Raw genomic sequence first — 23,422 nt, 5'->3', positions numbered from 1 at the left:
GGATGGTTTTTTTAACGGGTTTATTTGGTCTTGTTTTTGTTTGCAAGATGCAAACTGTAGCCGATAATGCGTGCCAGCGATTTTTTGCGGATGTGGGGTTCGTCGAATTTCATCGGTTTGGAATTGGCTTCGAAAAACCAGATGCGTCCCTCGAGATCGACGCCCAGATCCATGGACATTTCCCCCAGCTTCTGCTTGGAAGTCTGTTCCACGCTGCTCGCCATAAGCAGGGCGGCACTGCGCGTCCGCTGGAGAATCCGTTTGGCCTTTAGCGGACCGAACGAATTCTCCAGCAGCCGTGCCGGATCGTCAATGGAGCCTCCCCGCGGCACATGTGTCGTAATGCTCTTCCTGCCGGCCACTCTGGCTCCGATTCCGGTTACGCTCCACGTGCCTTTCGATGTTTTTTGGAGAAGCGCGCGCAGATCGAAAGGGCGTTTGTTAAAGCTAGACAGGCGTATTCCCTGCTGGATGATGTAGCTTTCGTCCTTTTTGTTCTCGGCAATCCGGCTCCAGACATCGGATAAATTCGTGAACAGCTCGTAATGCGAGTTCATAGTTTCCTGCATGGTCAGCTTGTAAGTCTGCGCTCCGCTTTTCTTCGTGATCCGCTCCAGGCGCATGATCCCCTTGCCGGCTTTCCCTTCAACCGGTTTGAGGTAGATGAAAGGGAACCGTTTGAGCATCGACTCCAGTACGGCCTGGCTGCTCAACTGCTTCGTAACCGGCACGTATTTGCGGTTTTCGGGAGACTGATCGAGCCATTCGAAGAGCGTCCATTTGTCGAAAAAGAAAGGATTGAACAAATGAACCTGCTTGCTGCGGATGCAGGCCTGGATCGTCCGCTGGACATCACTCTGAATTTCAAGACGGCGTGTCGGAATCCGGTTGTAAATGACGTCGGGAAGAGGCATTAGCTGTTTGTTCCATTTTTTCGTGGCCAACTGGTAGCAGTAGGCCTGAACCTGCTTGCCGCTCAATTTCAAATCGGATGTAGTGACTACATAAACGAGAGCACCCTGTTCGTAGCCGGCTTTGATCAAATCAATGAAATTTTCACGATTTCCCGAAAATTGGCGCTTTGAATCCGGTGTTGTCAAAATCCCGATGCACGGAGGCTGCTGCTTTTTATGGGCGCTAACGTCCACTAACCATCCCTCCTCGCACGAAAGCGGCTTAAATAGACGCAGTGCTCATAGATATAGTTAAGGGAGGCCTTATCCTGTGCTTTCAAACCCGGGTGCTTGAAGATGGAACGACCCGGCTTCGCATTGGCTTCAAACATCCACGTTTTCTCGTTCTGGTCGATACCGAGGTCGAAGCCGAGCTCGCCCAGACGGTGATTGTAATTTTTTTCGATCGCTTCCGCAAGCTCGATGGACGTCTCTTTCATGCGGGACAAAACGGCGTCGCTTCTGCCGCCGTATACCTGCTTTAGCGCCTGCTCCGCCGTCATCAACTGGCCGCCTGTGCGCAGATGGGTCGTGACGCTGCCCTTGCCCGCTTTTTTGGCGCCAATGGCGGCGACGATCCACTGGTTGCTTCCGTTCTTGGTCAGATGGAAGCGGAAGTCGATAGGGCAGCCGTCGATCTCGATCAGCCGGATTCCCTGCTGGGTCACATAGCTGGTCAGCTTGCCGCGGTTTATCCCCAGCATTTTGACGAGCCCGTCGAATTTGTTGAATCGCAGCAGCACATTTTTGCCGTTGCGGCGGTAGCGTACGAAATATCCCCGGTCCGTCGAATACGTGATGCGGTAAATACCGATGCCGAGGCTTCCGGCCGTTGGCTTCAGATAGATAAATTTGTGGCGGCTCAGAAGGTCCTTCAACTGCTCGGCCGTGGGGCCCAGGACTGACTCCGGCACGTATTTAAAAGCCGGATCGTTTTCAAGCAGGCGGTACACATCCCATTTGTCGAAGAAAGCCCAGTTGAATAAAGGGATATTGCGTTTGACGAAGCGCTGCTTAAAGTCTTCCATGGAGACCAGTTTCTCCACTTTGCGGCTGGGAAGGCGGTTGTAAACCACATCCGGAAGCGGAACGGTTTTACGGACCCAGCCGCCCTGCGGCTGAAGCATATAGCCGTTTACAGTGCCCTGCAGCCAGTTGACATCCTTCGGCGCGAAGGCGATGTGGAACGATTTGCGTTCGCCCGGCTGCATTAGCGATCGGATAAACGGAGTTCTCGATCCGAAAGGACCCGACGTGGAGTTGGCCACATTCGTCAGAATCCCGATTAAGGGACCGAGCCGGATATCTTTGCCGCTTTCGCTCGCTGCCAGGCAAGGACCGATCCGCGGAAGTTTCACGGAAGTAATGACGGACTGTGGCAAATAAAGGTGGAGTCCGCTTTTTTTGATATATCGGGCCGGGAGTGTAATGGATTTGGAGCCGACCTGGAGCTGCAGCGTCTTGCCTTTTGACAAGCGCAGCGCCTTGGCCAGTTCACCGGATACCAAAATGCTTTTTTCCTGTTTGGAATTTACGTGAACCGTGCACGTCGTCAAACTCATTGGGTTACCCTCCTAAACTTGTTGCCCCTGCCGGTTCCCGCTGCGTTCTCAGCAAATAGGCGGCGTACCGGACCGGATTAGAGGCGGCTGAGCGGGCGGTTTTGCCGCCGTCAATGCTCTGGAAGGCTGCTCTGCCTGGCTTGGAATTAACCTCCAGAATGTGGATGCGTCCATCCCGGCAAACGCCGAAATCGATGCCCAGCTCGGCCAGACGCCCATGCGACGATTCCAGAATAAGCGCAATTCGATGGGATAAAACGGACAGTGTCTTTATCAGCCTACCGGACGCCACACCGGGAAATTGTTCCCTCAGAAAAGCTTTGACCTCGCAGGCGGAGCCACCGCCGTGGAGATTGGACGTCACGCTCCCCGGACCGCCCGAGCGCACAACCATCCCGGTCAAATTCCACAGGCCGCCTCCGTCTTTTTGCATAAGAGAACGGATATCGTAAGCCGTACCTTCGGGTGTAGTCAGCGGAAGGTACTGCTGGAGCAAATAGCGGCGTTTGCCTATGAAACCGCGGACCCAGCACCGCATCTCCTGCGTCGTGCCGAAATCCTGTTCGATCGGGCGGTTTGCCCGGTCACGGCCGCGTACGCTGCAGGGAAGTTCCGAGCCGGGACTGCGGTATACATGCAGGGCGCCTTTGCCGTGCATGCCCCCTTCGGGTTTCAGAAAAGCGGCCCCGTGCAGCTTAAGCCACTGTTCAAGCTGGTGCAGCGAGGTCAGGCGTCGGGTAAGCGGCAGATGCGAGGCGAGGACCGGGTCGGCGGCCAGCAGGCGCTGGACGTCCCATTTGCCCCGGAGGCCTCCGCCCAGGAACCGGATGCCGGGCAGCCGGTGAAGCCGGTTCAACTGCCGGCGGTACAGCCGCTGCTCTGCGGCACTGGAGCAAAAGCAGCGGTCATAAAGGACGGCGGGAAGAGGGAAGGTGCCTTCTCTCCAGGTGGAGTCCGCGGGACTGTACAGGAAGCCGTCCACCGTCTCGTACTCGAAAGAGATTCCGTTAGGGCTGAACACGATGACCTCGATTCCCTCGGCCGCCCCGTTCAGGCTCAGCCTGCGGAAAAAGGATTCGGAATCTCCGGCGGGCGCCTCTTTACCCGGTGAGGCCAGAACGCCCAGACACCGATTCGCTGCATGATCCACACGTCCCACCGCCTTCCTGTTTTACATAAAGCCGGACAAATAAACGGCATATTCAAGGAGTCGTCTGACGGACGGCCGCACAAGCGTTTCCTCAGCCGCGGAGGGAAGGGAGAATTCCTCGCGGGAAGGCTTTGAGTTCACTTCCAGCAGTTTTACCTGCCCGGCGGTGTCCAGAGCCAGATCCACGCCGAGCTCCCCGAACGTTCCCTTTACGTTCCTGCCGATGGCCTGAGCGACTGTCAGCGCCGTACTTTTTAAAGTACGCTGAATGCTCCCTTTGCGTGAGGCCAGGGCGGACCCCGCCAGCGCTTCCTGGACGGCCGTCATTATTCCGCCTCTCGCAAGGTTGGAAACGAAGTGCTGCTCCGCCGCGATCCGGGCCACGATGGAGCTCAGAACCCATTCTCCTCCGCCGTCTCTCTGAACGAGGGCACGGAAATCGACGGGGCGGCCGCCGATCGTCAGCAGGTCCAGACCTTCCTGGATCTGATAAGCCTGTGTCCGGATTTTTCCCGCCATATGGGAGTAAGCCTCGAAAAGATCGGGATAGGGAAGGACGACAGTCCCGCTGAGCGCGGAGAAGCGGACTTCACAGCTGCCGTCCTCTTGGACGTGCAGGCGGAAAATTCCTTTGCCGAGACTGCCGGAGGCCGGTTTTATAAATAAGGTCCGGTGCCGGCGGGACATGGCCTTCAGCATGTGATAGTTGGAGAACGGATGAGACTCCGGCAGGCAGTCCTGAAGAGCGGTTTCACTGCACAGGGCGGAGAATACGGCGTTCTTATCCAGGTATTTATCGTTGAAAATGTGCGTCTGGTGACGCAGTTGAACGGCTTTGAGAAAATGCTGGACTTCCGGTTTATTTTCGTACTTGCGTGAAGTCAGCCGGTTGTAAATGACGTGCGGGACGGGAAAAATCCCGTTTCGCCATTCCACGTCATAATACAGGCCTCCCAGATCGGGAAAGGTGTGCATTTCTTCGGGAGAGAAAAAGAACAAGCTGACACCGGCTTCCTCGCCTGCTTTAGTTAGCTCCCGGCAGAAGGCCGTCATGGAGCCGAAGGGCATTTCCCGGGACGAGTATAGGCGGCTGAGCAGAACGCCGACGAGCGGGCCCGCGTAAAGCGTGGCGGCGGAAGGCTGATAAACGAGCGAGAGCCTGCACCCGCCGCGGATGCCGAGCCTGCGCCCCAGCTCCGGATGAAGGCAAAGCTCTTCGTCCGGGCTCGCGCCCGGTTCCGCGGCCGTCCGGACCACCGCTTCGCAGGACGCGGAACCGAAGCGCAGCTTGACGGCGCTGTCCTGGGCCAACCGGCATGCCCGGATCATACCCGCGCTCAGCAGAACGGTCCGTTCGTCTACGTAGAGAGCGGGATCGAGGCTGCGGACATGGACGATGCGGGTCATAGAAAAGCTCCTTCGCTTCGCGGTACTGGGGGTACCAGCGGCTGAAACTAAAGAATTACTCCATCATATGAGGACATATATCCCTTGGTGCAAGGGCGAATGTCAGGTTTCGGCTTGCTTTCGGAATGACTTGGCGGAGGAAGGATTAGGGAGAATGTCCTGCGGCGAAAGGGGGGTTAGAAGAGAAGGACGGAACATCCTGCCTCCGGCAAGGAGAAGAACCGGCACAGGATGACAAATATGGACAAAGTGTAAACAAAAGGATTGACGGGAGACTAAAGTCACTGTAAGATGTAAGTAATTTCAATATTATCTTTATCCCGACAACTACATACCCAAACTTTAACATGTTACCGAAAGGGCATTAGTTAAAGAAGTGATTTTGCTTCTTTGACTATGTCCTTTTTTTGTTCTCTCGGGGCCACTAAGGAGGTGAGGAACTCCCGGTAAGAAGGCGTTGGTTGACAAAGCATCAGGGGGACCGTTTCAATTTGAAACCGATTACAAAAGAACCTTTAAGGAGTGTTTGTACACATGAAAAGAAACAAATGGCTCAACATGGGACTTTCTTTGATGATGGTATCCGCAATTGCGGCAGGGTGCAGCAAAACGAACACAACGACTACGCCGGCAGCTACTCCGGGCGCGTCCTCGAACGCGGATACGGGAGAAGCGGGCGCTAAGAAACTGACCGGCGAGTTCGAGATCCAGTATTTTGTCGGCGGATACGGAGATACCTGGTGGAAAGCGGCCATCGACGAATTCCAGAAGGCCAACCCGGATCTCAAAATCAAGCAGTCTGCGGGAGCCAAAATCAACGATCAGATGAAACCCCGCTGGATTCAGGGCAATCCGCCGGACGTGGTTTACATCGACGGCGCAGGCGCCAACGCGAGAACGATGTACCAGGACGGCCAGCTTATGGACATCACTGACTGGCTGAAAACCGCCAAGAACGCGGACGGCAAAAACATTATGGACCTGTTCATTTCCAAGCCGGAAGAGTACGAAGCAGGCAAATACTACGACGTTCCGCTCGTATTCGGATCCTGGGGAACGTTCTGGGACCGCGCCGAATTCAAGAAAAACAACTGGGAAGAGCCGAAGGACTGGGAAAGCTTCCTGGCTGTAGGCGACAAAATCAAAGCTTCCGGCAAGATGAGCGTCTACATTCACACCGGCGTGTACCCGTACTACATTAACGGCGCATTCCTGGATTCCGCAACCGTTGCGGCGAACAACTACGATACGTCCATCATCAAGAAAATCAACAACATGGAAGAAGGCGTATTCAAAAGCGAACCGGTTATGAAAGCGCTTGATAAGATCATTCAAATGCGTGACAAGGGCTTCATCGACAAGGGCTCTGTCGCTTTGAACCATACGGATTCCCAAACGCAGTTCCTGCAGCATAAAGCGGCCTTTATCCCGAACGGACTCTGGGTAGAGAACGAAATGAAGAAAGACGTTCCGCAAGGCTTCGAATTCGGATTCATTCCGTCCATTACCCAGGAAAAAGGGGGCAAGAGCGTAGCCATTCCGACTACGGCCACGATGGGTATCGCGAAAAAAGCGAAAAATCCGGAAGCGGCAAAAGCGTTCATCCAGTTTATTTTTACGGAGAAGCAAGCGGGGAAATGGGCGGAAGCGACAGGCGCTCTGCTTAACGTGAAAACGAACCTCGACAACACGTCCGCAAGCAACCTGGCAAAAACGGCCATCAAATCCTACAGCTCCCCGGAAACGGTTGTAGCTCCGGAACCGGTTATCCCGGAAGACCTCAAAAAAGTGCGTAACGATTCCACACTGGCTCTGACTCAAGGCACGATCACCAAAGAAGAGTGGGCGAAACGTATGGAAGACGAAGCAGCCAAGCAGCGCGCCAAATTGAAAAAATAAGCACCCATATCTCCGGAGTGATAATAAGGGAATGCGAATTCCCTTATTGTCGTTCCCAGGAAAGCGGAGGTTCACGCATGAAAGGAACACCTGTCACTAATCCGGCCGGAGCCATCGCGGCGAAAAAGCCGAAGAGCGGACGCTCCAAGGTAAGACGCAATCTGTTTATTGCTTCTTTTATCCTTCCGACTCTGCTGCTCTATCTCGTATTCACCGTATACCCGATGCTGAAAGGCATCTATCTCAGCTTGTTCGACTGGTCCGGCGGATCCATGGATTACAATTTTATCGGGCTGGACAATTTTAAAGAAATGTTCAAGGACCCCATTATACCGAAGGCCCTGCTCAACGATTATTTTCTGGTTGTCGGAAAAGTGATCGGCTTTATGGTACTTGCCCTGTTTTTTGCAGTCTCGCTTACCCGTCTTAAAATCAAAGGCTCCGGGTTTTACCGGGCGATCTTCTTCCTCCCGAACGTGATTTCCGTCGTAGTCGTCGGTGTGTTGTGGCGTTACGTTTACAACCCGAACCTGGGCTTTCTGAATTCTCTGATCGGCGAGATCAAAGGCGAGAAGTTCGTGTTCCCGTGGCTGGGAGATGTGGCAACGGCGATGTGGTCGCTGCTTCCGCCTTCGATCTGGGCCGGCGTCGGTTTCTGTACCCTGCTTCTCATCGCGGGAATTTTGAGCATCCCGGATTCGCTGTACGAAGCCGCAGGGCTTGACGGCGCGACTCAGTGGCAGCAGTTCTGGCACGTTACGCTTCCGCTGACATGGGAGCAGATTCAAACTTCCGTCATCTGGATCGTGATGACTACGCTCAACGGCTCCTTCATCATCGTCTCGATTATGACCGAGGGCGGGCCGGACAACGCGACCCAGGTACTGGGCTCCTACTTGTACCAGCAGGGCTTTAGGCAATACCACCTGAGCTATGCGGCCGCGATCGGCGTATTGACGCTCGTTGTATCTCTGGTAACGACGGTTGCCTTGCAGCGGATTATGAAAAGAGAACCGTTAGAAATTTCGTAGAGGGGTTATACGCATGAGTGATGGACTGAAAAACCCGTTTTGGCGCATAGTCGTCAACGTGCTTTTAATAGGCTGGGCGATCATGGTGCTTTACCCGCTCGTCTGGACCGTACTCGGTTCCCTGAAGGATAACCAGCAGTTTTTCCTGGGTAAACCGTGGGATCTTCCCAAATTTCCGCTGTTGTTCTCCAACTTCAGTTACGTTTGGGATAAGTACCAGTTCGGCGGCTATTTTATGAACTCGATCATTGTTACGGTTGTCAGTGTCCTGGCCGGTCTCGTGCTTTCGGCAATGACGGCGTACATTCTGGCCCGGTTTGCCTTCAAGGGAAGCGGCGTCCTCTTTTACGTGTATATCGCGTCGATGATGATTCCCATGTTCCTCGGGATGATTCCCCTGTTCTTCCTGATGAGCGATATGGGATTGACCAATTCCCTTCTTGGGCTTATCATCGTATACACAGTTTCTACCATTCCGTTCAGCGTGTTCGTCCTGGTCGGATTCTTCAAAACGCTGCCGTCCGAAATCGAGGAAGCGGCCATGATGGACGGCGCCTCTTACTACGGCATTTTCTTCCGCATTATGATGCCTCTCGCCAAACCGGGACTCATTTCCGTCAGCATTATCAACGTGTTGAACACGTGGAATGAATACATTCTCGGTGTCGTACTCAATAGTGAACCTTCCAAATACACCCTGCCTGTGGGCATTGCCGTTATGCAGGGGGAGATGCAGTACCGGACGGAATGGGGTCCGCTCTTTGCGGCGCTTCTCATTTCCATGGTGCCGGTCATGATTTTCTATCTCATTTTTCAGCGTCAAATTGCCAGCGGAATTACAGCGGGTGCGGTTAAATAACGGCCCGCCGCTTTTTTCCGCAAGATGAAAAAGGTGAGCAAACATGCTGCATACGCTTCAAAAAATCGGCCGGTCTCTCATGATACCGATTGCCGTCCTGCCGGCCGCCGCAATTTTGCAGCGGCTCGGCGCTTTTACTTTCCAGGATCCGTTTCTGATCTTCATCTCGAAAATATTTAGCACAGGCGGCAATGCCATTGTGGATAACCTTCCTCTGCTGTTTGCGATCGGCATTGCAATCGGTATGACGTCCGGTCAAGGAGTGGCGGCGCTTGCGGCTACGGTAGGATACGTCGTGTTTGTGAGAGCGCTTGCGACTTTTGAAAGCGTACCCCCCGTAGAGCAGACGGCGCCCGGAACCCATCTGGATATGGGCGTCCTTGGAGGGATGATGACGGGGCTTATCACCGTGATGCTGTTCAACCGGTTTCATAATATCAAGCTGCCGGATTACCTCATGTTTTTCGGGGGCCGGCGTTTCGTGCCCATCATTACCTCGCTCGTTATGGCAGGAATGGGGGGGATCATGGGCTTGATCTGGCCTCCTGTACAGGATGTGATCCGGGATGCGGGCCTCTGGATCGTAGATGCGGGGGGAATCGGCGTATTCATGTACGGCTTTCTGAACCGGCTTCTCCTGGTCACGGGTCTGCACCATATTCTGAACAGTATCGTGTGGTTTCAGGTGGGCGAGTTTATGACAAATGCCGGGACTTATGTTCATGGCGATATGACCCGCTACAACGCGGGCGATCCGAGCGCGGGCATGTTTATGAGCGGCTTTTTTCCGACGATGATATTCGGTCTGCCCGCGGCCGCCTTGGCCATGATCAAATGCGCGCTCCCGGAGAAGCGGAAGAAAGCGGCGGCCCTGCTTTACAGCGCCGCCCTCACCTCGATGCTCACCGGGGTGACGGAGCCGCTTGAATTTTCGTTTATGTTCGCGGCACCGCTTCTTTACGGGGTCCATGCGGTTCTGAACGGTCTGGCGATGCTGCTCATGCATTTGTTTACTATTAAGCTCGGTTTCAGTTTCTCGGGAGGATTTATCGATTTATTGTTGAATTGGAAATTAAAGGAATTTCCTTATATGTTTCTGATCATAGGAGCTGTCTATTTTGTCGTCTACTACGGATTATTCCTGTTTCTGATCAAGGCCTTCCAATTGAAAACCCCGGGCAGGGAAGAAGATTTTCCCGGTTTGACCGCGGCGATCGTATCTTCGGCTCCGCCTCCGGAGGAAGAACGGATTACGGCTATCGTGAACAGCGTGGGTGGCATCGACAATATCATCAAAGTGGACTCCTGCATAACCCGGTTGAGGCTGTGGCTTAAAGAGGCTGGGGAAGTGGAGGAAGAAAAACTGAAGGAACTGGGTGCATTCGGGATTATGAACATGGGAAAGGGACACGTGCACGTTATTTTCGGGACGGACTCGGAACTGATTAAGGAATCCATTGCCAAACGTTTAGCTGCCTAGATGGAGGAGAACCTTTATGATTCAAAGAAAAATCATTCACGTGCTTTCCCATAATGTAGTCATGACGAAGCTTTCGACCGGCAAAAATTCAATTGCGTTCGGTAAAGGAATCGGATTCAAAAAAGAACCGGGCATGATTATACAAGACGCCGATATTTCGCAGGAGTTTCTGCTGCATACTTCGGAAGTGCTGGAGCATTACGAGCACATTCTTCATGCCGTCGACGTCAAAATTATCGGGATTACGGAAGAAGTGATCGCTTACGCGCAGGGGCATCTGGAAGGGGAATTTTCCGAAACGATTCACGCCGCGCTGGTCGATCACATCAACTTTGCCGTGGAACGCTGCAAGCGGGGGGTTCATATCCTTAATCCGTTCGCTTACGAAATCAAGCATTTGTACGAGGAAGAGTATCGGATAGCCAGCAAGGCGATCGATTTTCTGAATCAGCATCTGGATGTGAGGCTGCCGGACGATGAAATCGCGTTTCTCGCGATGCATTTCCATACCGCCCGGACCAAGGTGGAAAAAGGCACGGCGCTTGCGGTGGTCAGACTGGTGGCCCAGGTAATCGAGAGAGCCAAGGAACTCGGTCTGGATTTCGATAATTCGTTCTCGACCGTCCGTTTTATTTCTCATTTAAAAGCGCTTATCGACCGGATCATGGAACAAAAAACGATACGCAACCCCCTGCTGGGTAAAATCTGCGAAGAATATCCTTTGGCGTTTCAAAAGGCGGTCCTTCTGGCGGAGCTGCTCAAGGCGAATCTGCAGAAACCGATCCCTATGGATGAAATCGGATTTCTGGCTCTTCACCTCGAACGGCAGATGCAGCGCTCCGGGATGGACTGAACGGCTTCTCTGCTGCCGTAGGGAAAGTGCCGGGCCTCCGGTCGGAAGCGGCACCCCCGCATTTTCTCGACGGCAGCAATCGTGATAAGATCGGAATGAGGAGGGATGAATCATGACAGATTCCACATTCCGTGCTCTGCAGGTCAACAAGACCGGGCAGGGCGTTTCACTGGGTATACGCGAAATGACGGCGGAGGAGCTGCCCGAAGGGGAGCTGCTGGTGAAAGTTGCCTACTCCGGCGTCAACTTTAAGGACGGGCTTGCCTCCATGCCGGAGAGCAAGACCGTCCGTTCTTATCCGATGGTGCTCGGCATCGACTTGTCCGGTACCGTCGTCTCGTCGGCCGATCCGCGCTACAAGGAAGGAGACGAAATACTCGTCACCGGCTATGCGCTCGGGACCGGTCATTTCGGCGGCTACAGCGAGCTGGCCCGGGTACCGGCGGACTGGGCGGTGCCCGTACCGGACGGCCTGACGCCGAAGGACGTCATGGCGCTCGGCACCGCGGGCTTTACGGCCGCTCTCTCCATCCAGCGGCTGGAAGACAACGGCCTGCGCCCGGGCCAGGGGCCCGTGCTTGTCACGGGAGCAACCGGCGGCGTAGGCAGCACCGCCGTTTCCATGCTGGCGGGTCTCGGTTACGAGGTCGCCGCCAGCACGGGCAAAAGCTCCGAGCACGCGTACCTGCGCGGACTCGGAGCAAGCGAGGTGCTGCCGCGCGAAGCGCTTGCGGCAGACGACGGCAAGCCGCTCCGCCGCGAACAGTGGAGCGCGGCGGTAGACCCTGTGGGCGGCGCGTCGCTTCCGTACGTGCTCGGCACGGTACGGTACGGCGGCTCCGTCGCCCTCAGCGGGCTCACCGGAGGCGGGGCGTTTCCCGCCACCGTGTACCCGTTCATCCTGCGCGGCGTGAACCTTCTGGGCATAGACTCCGTCTACTGCCCGGCCGATCTGCGCAGGAAGCTGTGGGAGCGGCTTGCCGGCGACCTCAAGCCGCGCAGCCTGGGGGATATGATCCAGCGGGAAATCACGCTGGAGGAAGTGCCTGCGGCGCTGGGGGACATCCTCGCGGGCCGCATGCGCGGACGCGTCGTGGTGCGCCTGTAGCGCACAGGGGCCGGATGCGGGGATGCCCCCGCCGCATACAGGTGAGCGCAGCGTTGGACCGGCAGGCAGCGGAGGCTCTGAGCTTGCAGACTGGGGCGTTCTCCGGCGCACAGACGGACGTGTTGACGATTCGCAGGCCCCGGATACGACAGTGCGCAGTGGCCCCGCGAGGCGGCCGCTCTTGATGGAACTGGCCCTGCTGGTTCACGGGGTGGCCGCCAGGGAGCGAGCGGGTTGGTTGAAGGGTTGAATCACCCGTGGGGTTGCGCACCTATACGCTCCGCGAGGCGGCCGCTCTTGATGGAGCGGGCCCTGCTGGTTCACGGGATGGCCGCCAGGGAGCGAACGGGTTGGTTGAAGGGTTGAATTACCCGTAGGGTTGCGCACCTAAACGCTCTGCGAGGCGGCCGCTCTTGATGGAACTGGCCCTACTGGTTCACCGGGTGGCCGCCAGGGAGCGAACGGGTTGGTTGAAGGGTTGAATCACCCGTAGGGTTGCGCACCTATACGCTCCGCGAGGCCGCGGATGCCCATTAAAAAGCAGTCAGATGCGGATTCCCGCGGCTGACTGCTTTTTGCATATTCTGCCTTGGAGGGTAAAGCTGCTCTCGTACAAGCCTAGTAGTGGCTACATGCCCCAAGCATCAAAGTGATTGCTCTTTAATACCTGCCCACCGGCGCTGCCGCTCCTCCTGAGCTCAGCGTCTTTTTTTACGGCCGTTCGTCCGCGGCATCCCGGAGGACGCTCCCGTTAACGGTTCTATCCGCCTCGTCAAACTCCTCCTCACCAAGCGCTTGCCCGGGAGAACGCTCCCTTACGAAAAGATGGCGGTAATCGACCCAGCCCTGGCGGTCTATGCGGACGCCTCCGATCGATGAGTGAACGGCGACACGGAACGTTTTTTTTAATAAAAAAAGCAGGGCCGTTTCCGCATGCAGCATGTCTTCGATCTTCAACAGCTCCGCGGCCTGGCGTTCAAGGGAGGACTCCCGCTGGATTTGTCCCACCGCGTTTTGTATGCGGCTTTGCAAAGCGGAGCTCATATGCCTGTGGATATAGTTGGTCGTCTGAAGGAGATAGCCGAGAAAACCCAGCGGTGAAGCTGAAACCGGCATGAACATGCACATGTCCGCCCGGTGGACATAGTCCCGGTCGGTAAAAGCGGCGATCGGCATCGTTTCGACCTCCACGCTCAAGCCGGCTTCCGTAAGTTTTCCGGCTATCCAGCGGGCATCTTCACCGTGCTGGGCGTACGCAAAGAGCCGCAGCGTCTCACCGGCGTATCCCGATGCCCGGATCAGCTCGTCCGCGGACAAAGAAGTCCCCTCAGGCAGACAGTCTGCATCAGAATCAGGATCTGCCGGAGACATGGAACCTTGCCGGATCCGGAAATCCCGCATAATGCCGGACGAAGGACCGACCCGGTTATCTCCCAGCTCCCGCGCCATGGCCTGACGATCGATAAGCCGGTCGATAGCTTGGCGGAGAAGCAGACTGCGGCATGGACCGCGTCTGGCGTTGAATGTGAGCACGGTGCTTCCGTCGAATACATGCTCCTCTTTGGCATGAAAACCTTGATGTTTATACTCCTCGGCGGGCATTGGGACATCCCCGTGGGAGACGATGAGCTTATCTTTTCCTTTCGGACGATAGGCGGCAAGCTGCTCCGGTAAAATCCACATCTCGATCACATCCAGATGAGGCCGTACGCCGTAATAGCCGTCAAAGGCATGAAGCCGGCAAATATATTTGTCATAAAACTCCATCCGGAAGGGTCCTGTACCTATAGGGGAGCGCCCGAAGAGGGAGGGATTATCCCGGACGACATCTTCCGGCACGATAGAAGCCGCCGGGAACGTCAGGAAGAAAGGAAGCAGATGATTGGGCCGTTTGAGCGAGATCCTGAGACTGTAGGGGGTTACGGGCAGGAGAGAAGTCACGTCTTGAATAAACCAGGACCAACTGGAGCCGCTGGCGGGATCGGCAAGCCGTTCCAGCGAATATTTCACATCTCCCGCATCCATTTCTTTGCCGTGATGGAAGTAAACTTTTTTGCGCAGGTAAAAGGTCCACTCGGTGCCGTCCGCGCTGCTTTCCCAATAATGGGCAAGCTGGGGCAGCAGAGTTCCCGTCGCGGGATCGAGTTCAAGCAGAGTTGAGAACACATGGCTGATAAGTTGGCAGTCCGTAGCGTAAATGGCATGGGCCGGGTCGAGTGAAACCGGGTGCCGGAACAAGGGCAGGCGCAGGGTATCCAGGACGGCTTCTTCGGAGGAAGCGGTAGTAAAGCCGAAATACCCGGATATCCAATCGAGACAACTGTCTTTAAGGGCATAGTGGCGCCCGTAGGTGTGAATAAGTTCGACGGCGGCTTTGAAGTCGCCTTTCCGGGTCAAGTCCATCGCCGTCCGGGAGATAAGCTCAGGAGCCGGGATCACGAAAGTAAGCAGCGAAGAACGGCCGCGTCCGCAGCCCGGCTGCCAGCGGATCCAGTCAAGCTGGACCATTTTTTTAAGCAGCATCTTCACATTTCGTACGGTGCAGAACCAGTGGCCGGCCAGCAGGTCCAGCGTGATCGGAACCGGCTCGCCTTCGCGCGCATGCGGCTGGCTGACGCGCAGTTGCAAATAATAATCGTAAAGCTGCATAAGTCCGGTCTCCTTTTAGTTGTAAAAAAAGGGGAAAATATTAAAGATGATTATACTCTTTTTGTTCCTCTTATTCCATCTATAATCAAAGGTAGCCGGCCGCTTAACACAAAGAAAGGGGTTTGACGCATGTATCCACAACCATATTATCTGGAAAAAGAAATGGAACAGCACAACCGGGACCTGGATCGCAGACTCCGGGATTATACCAAATTCGGGCGTTTTCTCTGCCAAAAGCTTACGGGCAGCAAGAACGGAACGAAGAACGCCAGTGCAACCGCTAAATCCGCCGTATAAAACGTAATCATAAAGTCCCCCGGCCTGTCATAGGATGTAGAACAGGGCGGCATGTCCCGAAGCTGCTGCGGGCAGCGGCTTTAAGGCGGGATGCCTGGGATGCCGTCACTCCAGGGGGAGCGTGAACAGCCGTGAAAGGTTTCAAGAACGTGATTTTTATGAGCCTCGCGCTTGGGATGCTGCTGTACTCCGTACCGCAGCTTGATATTGGGGGAGGCTTTACCCTGCCGACGGTGTTCGGCGCGCTTTGGATCTGTTTCGCCCTGCTGATCATCGCGGCTCATCTGCACGAGCTGCTCGGTGTCGACGAGGAGACCCGGCAGGAGATCGTCCGCATCAAGCGAATGAAACGCTGGCGGATGGAGCAGCGGCTACAGGGCAAGAAAATGCTGGGCCTGCGCAAGTAAGTCATTCCGGAGGGCGCTGCGAATGCCGGGACTCACGGACACCGCAGAACGCAGGCATCGTGGACACCGCAAGCGTCGCACACATCGCGAACACCGCAAGCCCTCGCGAACACGCGGAGATGATAGGAAAAGAAAAACCAGACGGATGGCGCCTTCCGCGCTTTTCGTTTGGTTTTTCTTCGTCTATAATAAACTTAACAGACTAATACAGCGAATCGGACGGGGGTAGTACAGTTGGATGAAACGGGAACAGAATCATTAACGAAGCACGAACAGATTCTCCGCCATATCGAGAGCTTGAAGATCGGAAGCAAGATCAGCGTCCGCAAAATTGCGGATCAGCTCGAAGTGAGCGAAGGCACCGCATACCGCGCCATCAAAGAGGCGGAAAACCAGGGCCTCGTTTCCACGAAGGAACGGGTCGGCACGGTAAGGGTCGGCAAGCGGGAACGCCGCAATATCGATAAGCTGACCTTCGAGGAAGTCGTGAACATCGTGGACGGCGAAGTGCTCGGCGGCATGAACGGTCTGGAGAAGACGCTGCACAAATTCGTGATCGGGGCCATGGAACTGGATGCGATGATGCGTTATGTGGAAGCGGGCTCGCTGCTTATTGTGGGCAACCGGGAAGAAGTGCACAGGCTGGCTCTGGAGCAGGGGTCGGGCGTTCTGATAACGGGCGGCTTCCATACGAGCCCCGAGATGACGAAGCTGGCGGATAAGCTGGAGCTTCCCATCATATCGAGCAGCTACGATTCTTTTACCGTGGCTTCGATGATTAACCGGGCCATTTACGACCGTCTGATCAAGAAAAAAATTCTTCTTGTCGAGGATATTTTGACGACGAATCCGCATGTTTTCGCCTTGAAAGCGAACAGCTCGGTCAAGGAATGGCGCGCGCTGGTCGAGGAGACGGGGCACAGCCGGTTTCCCGTCACGGACGAGTGGAACCGGGTTATCGGGCTTGTGGCCCCGAAAGATATGCTGGGCGCCGATGCCGGCCAGACCGTCGACCGCCTGATGACGCGGAATCCTCTGACGGTCAGCCCGCAGACTTCCGTCGCCTCCGCCGCCCATATGATGGTGTGGGAAGGGATCGAGCTGCTGCCGGTCGTGGACGGCAACCGCAAAATGCTCGGCGTGATCAACCGCAATGACGTGCTCAAGGCGATGCAGTATATCCAGAAGCAGCCGCAGAACGGGGAGACGTTCGAAGATCTCATCTGGGGAAGGTTCGAGGAGTTCCGGGACGAACAAGGGAACGTAGTGTTCCGCGGAACGATAACGCCCCAGATGACGAATCACCTGGGGACGGTTTCGGAAGGGGTCTTGACCACTCTGATGACGGAAGCGGCGTACCGCGTCGTGCAGACCGTCAAGAAGGGGGACCTCGTGATGGATAACATGTCGACGTACTTTATCAAACCGGTGCAGATCGAAAGCGAGATCCAGATCCGGCCCAACATTCTGGAAGTGAGCCGTAAATTCGGCAAAATCGATGTGCAGATCTACCATGCGGGCACACTGGTCTGCCGGGCGATGCTGACGGCCCAGTTTATCGACGGCATCTGATCAGCGGGACATGCGGGAGAAGTATAAATAATTGCGGATTCCCGCAAACAAGTTAAACAGCCCGAGCAGCAGGCAGATCGTCCCGAATATTCTGCGCACCGGCGTATCCGATAGGAAGAACAGCTGTGTCACGGCAATAAGAATAAGCATCAGCCCCATGCTGATATTCATTAGCGCGGCGTTGGTGCCTTTTTGCTTTGGATCGGTTTTCCGGCGGGAACGGAAGCTGAAGACGACCGAGAACAGCAGGGTAATAAAAATAAGCGTAGATAGTGCGATTTGAACCGTTTCTAGCATGTACGGAAAGCCCCCTACAGATTGTTTTGCTTTAACTGTACCGATTTTCCCTGGAAAAAGCAACGAAGCCGGGGCCTCCAGGGCATCCGGCTATCATGAGTAAAGAAGGGATTCAATTATTTCTGTCGAATACATGTCCTAATTATTTTGACAGAAGGCACAAAACAGGTCAGTTGCTTATCTCTAATTTCTGCTGCAGTTTCTCCCAGGAGGATTCCAGCTGCAGCCGTGGTACTTCCACAGTTTCGAACTTTTCGATCAGCGTGTCTTTGAGAAGATCTTCAAAAAAGTTATCGAATTGGTACTGGGTCATAAATAACACTCCTAAGTTCTGGTCTATGGATAAAAATGTATACTTTTATATTATCTTTAAAACCTTACATAATCAGCGCAATTTTGTTTCGCAAGGATGCAAAGTTATTTTCACTGATGCGCAAGAAAGAAGGATAATAATGGAAGATATTAACGCCTAATTTAAAGACATATATAGGAACTTATGTCTTTAAATAAATTCTGATATGACAGTTCTGTGCTATCACGTGAACAAGTACGCAAACGGGCTTGCGCAGTTGTGCAGTCTAGTGCAGATGAACCATAAAAAAAGATTGCATATCAGCAGTGGGCTGATATGCAATCTTTTTGTTTTTTGCTATGATGTGGATAGGATTACCACATCATATATCTAACTTCCGGTTTCTCGCTGGAAACCGCTTTTTGCAGTGATTCTACTTCGAGTTTGGACAAGGATGCGGAGGATACGGGAGCCGCTTTGGAACTTACAGCTTCTTTAACAGCTTGCTTCAGTTCACGGGACCATAGTACTGCCGTTTGCATGACAGACACCTCACTTTTGAATTTAATATAAAACTTATTTCCTATATTACCTTAAAAACTTGCACTCGAAAAGGTGGTTTTTATGATTTTCAAAAAAAAATGGATGATATTGTTTTTTATAGGCATCATCTTCCTTCAGTTCTGGTGCTTAAGGGTAGCTTATCGGTATCCGTATCTGGGTATCATCGTGGATCAGAACCCCAAACAGGAATGGGTCATCACCCAGCTGGAGCGGGTCAGCATCGGTTCCAAGATCGGCTTCAAGCCGGATGACAAGATCCTCAGCGTAGACGGGAAAAGGCCCGGAGAGCATCTGACGGTCAAGAAATATTACAGTATCGAGCAGGCGGACGTCATTACCGTGCTTCGCGGAGACAAAGAACTGACCTTTACGACGAGAGATTATGCCACGTCCATGACGGTCGATATTTTATCCCTGCTGGGCGAGATCATTGCTTTTGTTTTCGCGTTTCTGATTTACAGCCGGCTTTCCAAATCCCGGTCGGCCCTCATGCTGTCCGCTGTATTTCTGAATATCGGGCTTATCTTTATGTGTCTGGGCGCATCGACCCGAACCGATATTCTAGCCAAGGGAATGACGACAAGTCTGGTAGCGTGCCTGCCCTTTCTGTTCCTGCAGTTTCTAATTATGTTTTTCCAGGAACGATCCAATTTCACTTTCTCGACCCGCTACATGAAGTACGTGTACGCCGCCATCGGGTTCTCTTCGCTGCTGCAGCTCAGCATGTTTTTCCCGGAGGCCAATTTCAAGTTCTACAAAATCATTTATTACGGCACCATGAGTTTCTTCATAGCCGGGTTTATTATGAATATTTATCTGCTGGGCCATTTATACAAGAAATACCGAAAATCCAACGATTATTTATTTACCATTATTAAAACGATTATATTTTGCTTAGGGCTGTCTTTCTGCCCGCTGGCGTTCCTGAACTTTATACCGAGGATTCTGTTCCAGACGGAGTTGGCATTCTCCTATTACAGCGGCTGGTTCATTCTCTTCTTCCCCGTTACCTTCGGCTATCTCATTATGTCCAAGCAGCTTTACGACCTGGATATCATCTTGCGGCGGGTGTTCAACACGACTCTGATTTCCGTCCTGCCGAGTGCCGTGCTCGTAGCCGTCAATTATTTTATTTTCCAGAAAGACGCGACGCTGAAGCATATGGTAATCAGTTTTACGACCACGATGGTTGTGCTGACGTTCGTTACCTACTCCCTGGAGTATTTCGCGACCCGGCTGGAGAAGATTATGTTTCCCAGGAAATATTACCTCCAGCAGGCGCTCAAAAAAATCGCCGGCGCCCTCGGCAGCATTACGAATTTCCGCGAGCTCAGAGATATCGTACTGGTGGATATCGTGGACATTTTACAAGTATACGGCGGGGCCATCGTCATTCAGTATGCGTCCGGAACTCTCGAAATCATCAGCGAGGGCAATATCGACGAGCAGGATGTAAAAAGGCGGTTCCTTACCGGCGACTGGTTCGACTCCGAATATACGCGAACGTTGATCAAAGGGCACGAGGAGTACGTGAGCTACCTGGTCATGGCCAAAAAGAAGACCAATACGTTTATGAACCGGGAAGAAACCCAGTGGCTGAGTCTCATTATTTCGTATTTGTCCGTCAGCCTGGAGAACCTGTATCTGATCCGCAGGCTGAACATGAAGCTCCTGGAGCTGGCCTCGGAGCTTCCCAACCAGGAAGGCAGCGAGGAATACGTCTGGTTCCGCAAGACCATGTTCGACCTGCAGGAGAAGGAACGGACGCGGATCGCGACCGATTTGCACGATACGACCATGCAGGATATTTTCTTCGTTCAACGGAAATTGAAAAATCTTCAGAAGCAGCTGCTTAATCCCGACGACCACCGGCAGCTTAAAGATATTTTGAACCATCTGGAACTGATCAATATGAATTTGCGGCAGTGCTGCTTCGAACTGAATCCTTATCTGCTTAAAAATATCGGGCTTGTCCGTGCCCTGCAGAACCTCGTGGATACCGAATCAAGTCTCGGCGATTACGAAATTCAGTTCGTGACGGAAGGAAAGACGACGGCGATGGAGAATCTCGATTATGAGGCGAAACGCCATATTTTCCGCGTCATTCAGGAATTGATTACAAATGCGAAGAAACATTCGCAGGCCAGCAGGCTTTTCATCCGGCTTGTCGCAAGCGGAAGCGAGGTTACCATTCACTATGAGGACGATGGAATCGGCTTTAAACCCAATTCGTCGTCGGGCAAGACAGTCGGCCGTTCCGGTATGGGCCTGGAGCAGATGAAAGGCCGGGTCCTGCATTTAAACGGGCAGTTCACGATGGAGTCCATGACGGGTAAAGGCGTTGAAGTGAGAATTCAGATCCCTATAAAGGAAGGCATACCGACATGAATAAAATACAACATATCCTAATAGTTGATGACCACCCCGCCATGGCATACGGCACGAAGTTTATTCTGGAGCAGGAGGAGAATATTCAAGTGGTCGGCGTCGCGACGACCGGGGAAATGGGCGTCGAAATGATGGTGAAGCTGAATCCGTCCATCATTTTTCTCGATTTTCACCTTCCCGATTTAACGGGCATGGAAGTCGCCGTCAAGATGAAGGAGTTGGACAAGGACGTTCAGATCGTGATTTTTACGGGTATCGATTACATGCCGATTCTGAACAACCTTCTTGAGCTGGGCGTTTGCGGCATTATGTCCAAAGACTCGAGCGAGGACCAGATCCGCAACATGATGCGGGCTCTGAAGGAAGGCCAGTCCGTCATTCCGATCTCCCTGCTGCATCAGATGAGGCTCAGCCATCCGGACGATGATTTGTCGAGCCTGACCGACGAGGAAATCAACATCATGAACCAGATCGTCAAAGGCGCCACCAATGAGCAGATTGCCGATGAGATTCATATGAGCAAGCGCTCGGTGGACAACTACGTGCGCAAGATTTACGACAAGTTCGGGGTAAAGTCCCGGGCTCAGGCTATCGAGAAATTTTTACAAATCAAGCGTTGACTAATCCCGAAAAGGCGGTGCAGCATGAAGGCTGAAGTTTGGAGCGATATTCAGGATCTCATTGAAACTTATTTTACCGTACCTTCCTTGAAAGAACTGCTGTTAAAAAGCGTGGCGGACAAGAAAGAAGAGCATTCCATCTGGGGAGAGCTCACCTGGAGCGTTCACGATCTGCTGGGAGGAAGCAATCCGGCCATTCACCGGACCGCCGCATTGACCGAGCTTATGCTGCTCGCGCTGGATATCATGGACGATATCCAGGATCAGGACAATACGGAGAAGCCGTGGATGACCGTGCCCCAGGAGCAGGCGCTGAACGTGTACACGGGACTCGTGACGGCGTCCGTCTCCGAATTGGGGGCCTTGCGCCGCCAATACCAGGCCGTTCCTCTGCCCGATCCCGCCAAAGTGTGCGAATTTATTACGGAAGCGATTAACGGCCAGCACCTGGACGTGACGAATGCCGTGCAGACGGAAGAAGACTATGTGGGAATGGTCCAGCGCAAATCCGGTACGCTGGTTCAGTTGGCTTTGTACATGGGCTATGCCTGTACGGATGCGAACGCCGATGAAGATACCGTCGGCAAGCTGAACCGTCTGGCCGTCTATATGGGACTGATGGCCCAGCTCGACAACGATTTGAGCGACCTGCTCCGCTTCGATTACAAGAACGACCTCGTGCAGAAAAAGAAAACCATACCGGTTTTGTTCCTTCTGGACGAGGAAGATACGGAATTCCCGGTTATTCAGCAGTATTACAAGGGAGAAATCGACCAGCCCCAATTTTTAAAACATAAGCCGCAGTGCGTGCAGTATGTCGTGGACTCCGGCTGTATCGAATACACACGTACGATTCAGAACTTGTATCTGCACCATGCCGACGAGCTGTTTGCCGAAATTCCCGCCGCTTCCGCGAATAAAGAGGCATTCCGGGAGATCGCATTGGCCCGTTTCGAGCTGTAACGCATGGCTTCATCTCTTTCTCCCTATTTAATAGGAAGGGCTAGTAAGAGTCGTTAAAGGCGTCATGATCCGGCACGATCGTTCCTTTGTCGGGAACGGCCTGCTTCTTCGGTTCGTCCGCCGTAATCCACACGGTTAGCTCCGATTGTACGAGCGCCATCGCTTTGACATTGACGATGTAGTCTTTATCGATTACGCCGTAATACGTTTTGTTTGCGATGAGACGTTCGTACAATTGGGGCGAATCCCGGATTTCCCCCAGCTTTTGCCCCTCGACGATTTTCAGATCCCTCTTGACCCGGTCTTCCAGCGCTTTTTGAACATGGCTTTCCAACGGATGCTGAATATTATTGTACAAATGGACGGTCACACGCGTGATCAGTCCTTGTTTGTTTTTGAATTTGTTCAGAGATTCGATATCCAGCTGAAGCCCGTTGTTTTCTTTTTTCAGATTCCAGTTTTCAATCACGAGCACGTTGTAGGTATGATGATACAAGCTTAGAAACACGGCGCTGCCCACAACCCCTCCCGCCAAAAAAAGCCCGATACCCGCGAGGAAGCGGGGATAACGGTCGAAGCTGGGCATTTTCAAGACTGCCCGCCCCCCTTGCAGATCAGTTGGATGAGCGATGTGCCCATGTGTGCCCCGATATAAGCGCTGATGATCAGCAGAATTTGCTTGAAGGCGGGAGAGAGCTGCCCGTCCTGGAAGTTGTCCTGGATCATCCGGATGGGATCGATCGTGCCGCCGATTGCGGCGACCATCGCCCAAATTTTAATATTCTCGGCGATAAGCAGCATCTTATAGGTAGGGGGCTGGAGCGACAGAACCGAGCCGATTCCCGCCAGCATGCTGCCCCCCATGACAACGCCGAATGCTACGAAGAAATTGAGTATCGCGGAAGTGACAAAGCCCGTCACCTGATTCCCTTCTTTCTTTTTGGACTGCTGTGCGGTTTAATAGGGTCCCTTTGGTATAGTCTATGAAGCTCCGCGATCGTTTATGATAGAGAAAAGAGACAAAGCCCGAGATTCTTGCAGAACGGCTCCGGTCTCTATTTTTTTGCTAGA

23 protein-coding genes are annotated in these 23,422 nt (G+C 53.6%); 13 read left to right on the top strand and 10 right to left on the bottom strand.

Features of this window, described 5'->3' with window-relative positions; genetic code table 11:
• Nucleotides 1-20: 20 nt before the first annotated feature.
• From AC58P5_RS12015 to AC58P5_RS12000, 4 genes are read right to left on the bottom strand one after another with little or no spacing between them, the layout of a single operon-like run.
• Nucleotides 21-1,148: a YheC/YheD family endospore coat-associated protein gene (locus AC58P5_RS12015; RefSeq protein ID WP_497386689.1), complete on the bottom strand. Its 1,128-nt coding sequence runs from the start codon at nt 1,146-1,148 to the stop codon at nt 21-23.
• The gene (locus AC58P5_RS12010) at nt 1,148-2,515 is read right to left on the bottom strand and encodes a YheC/YheD family endospore coat-associated protein (protein WP_497386688.1); all 1,368 of its coding nucleotides are present in this window, start codon (nt 2,513-2,515) and stop codon (nt 1,148-1,150) included. Before AC58P5_RS12010 ends, AC58P5_RS12015 begins: the two co-directional genes overlap by 1 nt.
• A gap of 4 nt (nt 2,516-2,519) precedes the next feature.
• Entirely contained in the window at nt 2,520-3,665 is a 1,146-nt protein-coding gene (locus AC58P5_RS12005) for a YheC/YheD family endospore coat-associated protein (protein ID WP_497386686.1), read from the bottom strand.
• A gap of 21 nt (nt 3,666-3,686) precedes the next feature.
• Nucleotides 3,687-5,072: a YheC/YheD family endospore coat-associated protein gene (locus AC58P5_RS12000; RefSeq protein WP_497386684.1), complete on the bottom strand. Its 1,386-nt coding sequence runs from the start codon at nt 5,070-5,072 to the stop codon at nt 3,687-3,689.
• Nucleotides 5,073-5,606: 534 nt separating this feature from the next.
• Here AC58P5_RS12000 and AC58P5_RS11995 point away from each other — a divergent pair.
• From AC58P5_RS11995 to AC58P5_RS11965, 7 genes are all read left to right on the top strand, one after another.
• The gene (locus AC58P5_RS11995; RefSeq protein WP_497386682.1) at nt 5,607-6,971 is read left to right on the top strand and encodes an ABC transporter substrate-binding protein; all 1,365 of its coding nucleotides are present in this window, start codon (nt 5,607-5,609) and stop codon (nt 6,969-6,971) included.
• Between the two features lie 77 nt (nt 6,972-7,048).
• The gene (locus AC58P5_RS11990; protein WP_497386680.1) at nt 7,049-8,002 is read left to right on the top strand and encodes a carbohydrate ABC transporter permease; all 954 of its coding nucleotides are present in this window, start codon (nt 7,049-7,051) and stop codon (nt 8,000-8,002) included.
• Nucleotides 8,003-8,015: 13 nt separating this feature from the next.
• Nucleotides 8,016-8,861 (top strand): carbohydrate ABC transporter permease, encoded by an 846-nt coding sequence (locus tag AC58P5_RS11985; protein ID WP_497386678.1) that lies wholly within the window; start codon nt 8,016-8,018, stop codon nt 8,859-8,861.
• A gap of 43 nt (nt 8,862-8,904) precedes the next feature.
• A complete protein-coding gene (locus tag AC58P5_RS11980) occupies nt 8,905-10,341 on the top strand; it encodes a PTS transporter subunit EIIC (protein WP_497386676.1) in 1,437 nt (478 codons plus the stop codon).
• A 16-nt stretch (nt 10,342-10,357) separates the two neighbouring features.
• Nucleotides 10,358-11,194 carry a PRD domain-containing protein gene (locus AC58P5_RS11975; protein WP_009674595.1) on the top strand — a complete coding sequence of 279 codons (837 nt, stop codon included), beginning with the start codon at nt 10,358-10,360 and terminating at the stop codon, nt 11,192-11,194.
• A 112-nt stretch (nt 11,195-11,306) separates the two neighbouring features.
• The gene (locus AC58P5_RS11970) at nt 11,307-12,302 is read left to right on the top strand and encodes an acrylyl-CoA reductase family protein (RefSeq protein ID WP_497386674.1); all 996 of its coding nucleotides are present in this window, start codon (nt 11,307-11,309) and stop codon (nt 12,300-12,302) included.
• Nucleotides 12,303-12,324: 22 nt separating this feature from the next.
• A complete protein-coding gene (locus AC58P5_RS11965) occupies nt 12,325-12,552 on the top strand; it encodes a hypothetical protein (protein WP_497386672.1) in 228 nt (75 codons plus the stop codon).
• A gap of 461 nt (nt 12,553-13,013) precedes the next feature.
• On the opposite strand, the gene AC58P5_RS11960 is transcribed toward AC58P5_RS11965, so the two are convergent.
• Nucleotides 13,014-14,951: an ABC transporter substrate-binding protein gene (locus tag AC58P5_RS11960; RefSeq protein ID WP_497386670.1), complete on the bottom strand. Its 1,938-nt coding sequence runs from the start codon at nt 14,949-14,951 to the stop codon at nt 13,014-13,016.
• 129 nt (nt 14,952-15,080) lie between these two features.
• On the opposite strand from AC58P5_RS11960, the gene AC58P5_RS11955 reads away from it, so the two are divergent.
• From AC58P5_RS11955 to AC58P5_RS11945, 3 genes are all read left to right on the top strand, one after another.
• Nucleotides 15,081-15,248 (top strand): hypothetical protein, encoded by a 168-nt coding sequence (locus tag AC58P5_RS11955; RefSeq protein ID WP_497386668.1) that lies wholly within the window; start codon nt 15,081-15,083, stop codon nt 15,246-15,248.
• A gap of 131 nt (nt 15,249-15,379) precedes the next feature.
• The gene (locus tag AC58P5_RS11950) at nt 15,380-15,655 is read left to right on the top strand and encodes a hypothetical protein (RefSeq protein WP_103997733.1); all 276 of its coding nucleotides are present in this window, start codon (nt 15,380-15,382) and stop codon (nt 15,653-15,655) included.
• Between the two features lie 234 nt (nt 15,656-15,889).
• On the top strand, nt 15,890-17,227 hold the full coding sequence (locus AC58P5_RS11945) for a DRTGG domain-containing protein (protein WP_497386666.1): 1,338 nt from the start codon (nt 15,890-15,892) through the stop codon (nt 17,225-17,227).
• On the opposite strand, the gene AC58P5_RS11940 is transcribed toward AC58P5_RS11945, so the two are convergent.
• From AC58P5_RS11940 to AC58P5_RS11930, 3 genes are all read right to left on the bottom strand, one after another.
• Complete coding sequence (locus tag AC58P5_RS11940; RefSeq protein WP_497386664.1) at nt 17,228-17,524, bottom strand: YtpI family protein; 297 nt, start codon at nt 17,522-17,524, stop codon at nt 17,228-17,230.
• 169 nt (nt 17,525-17,693) lie between these two features.
• On the bottom strand, nt 17,694-17,837 hold the full coding sequence (locus AC58P5_RS11935; protein WP_009674608.1) for a hypothetical protein: 144 nt from the start codon (nt 17,835-17,837) through the stop codon (nt 17,694-17,696).
• 353 nt (nt 17,838-18,190) lie between these two features.
• Nucleotides 18,191-18,358: a hypothetical protein gene (locus tag AC58P5_RS11930; RefSeq protein WP_326052339.1), complete on the bottom strand. Its 168-nt coding sequence runs from the start codon at nt 18,356-18,358 to the stop codon at nt 18,191-18,193.
• Nucleotides 18,359-18,440: 82 nt separating this feature from the next.
• Here AC58P5_RS11930 and AC58P5_RS11925 point away from each other — a divergent pair, with 82 nt between their 5' ends.
• Genes AC58P5_RS11925 through AC58P5_RS11915 form a run of 3 tightly spaced genes read left to right on the top strand, consistent with a single transcriptional unit; the run spans nt 18,441 to nt 22,351 of the window.
• Complete coding sequence (locus AC58P5_RS11925) at nt 18,441-20,768, top strand: sensor histidine kinase (RefSeq protein WP_497386662.1); 2,328 nt, start codon at nt 18,441-18,443, stop codon at nt 20,766-20,768.
• Nucleotides 20,765-21,388 carry a response regulator gene (locus AC58P5_RS11920; RefSeq protein ID WP_497386660.1) on the top strand — a complete coding sequence of 208 codons (624 nt, stop codon included), beginning with the start codon at nt 20,765-20,767 and terminating at the stop codon, nt 21,386-21,388. Before AC58P5_RS11925 ends, AC58P5_RS11920 begins: the two co-directional genes overlap by 4 nt.
• Before the next feature lie 24 nt (nt 21,389-21,412).
• Complete coding sequence (locus AC58P5_RS11915) at nt 21,413-22,351, top strand: polyprenyl synthetase family protein (protein WP_497386658.1); 939 nt, start codon at nt 21,413-21,415, stop codon at nt 22,349-22,351.
• Nucleotides 22,352-22,391: 40 nt separating this feature from the next.
• Here the strand turns inward: AC58P5_RS11915 and AC58P5_RS11910 are convergent, their stop codons facing one another.
• Nucleotides 22,392-22,937, bottom strand: coding sequence for a sporulation membrane protein YtrI (locus AC58P5_RS11910; RefSeq protein WP_497387563.1), 546 nt, complete (start codon nt 22,935-22,937; stop codon nt 22,392-22,394).
• Between the two features lie 2 nt (nt 22,938-22,939).
• Entirely contained in the window at nt 22,940-23,272 is a 333-nt protein-coding gene (locus AC58P5_RS11905; RefSeq protein ID WP_009674587.1) for a YtrH family sporulation protein, read from the bottom strand.
• Nucleotides 23,273-23,422: the final 150 nt, after the last annotated feature.

Source organism: Paenibacillus sp. JT31N7, assembly GCF_059692095.1.
The sequence above is the reverse complement of the archived record's forward strand: the minus strand, read 5'-3'. Positions and strand labels throughout refer to the sequence as shown.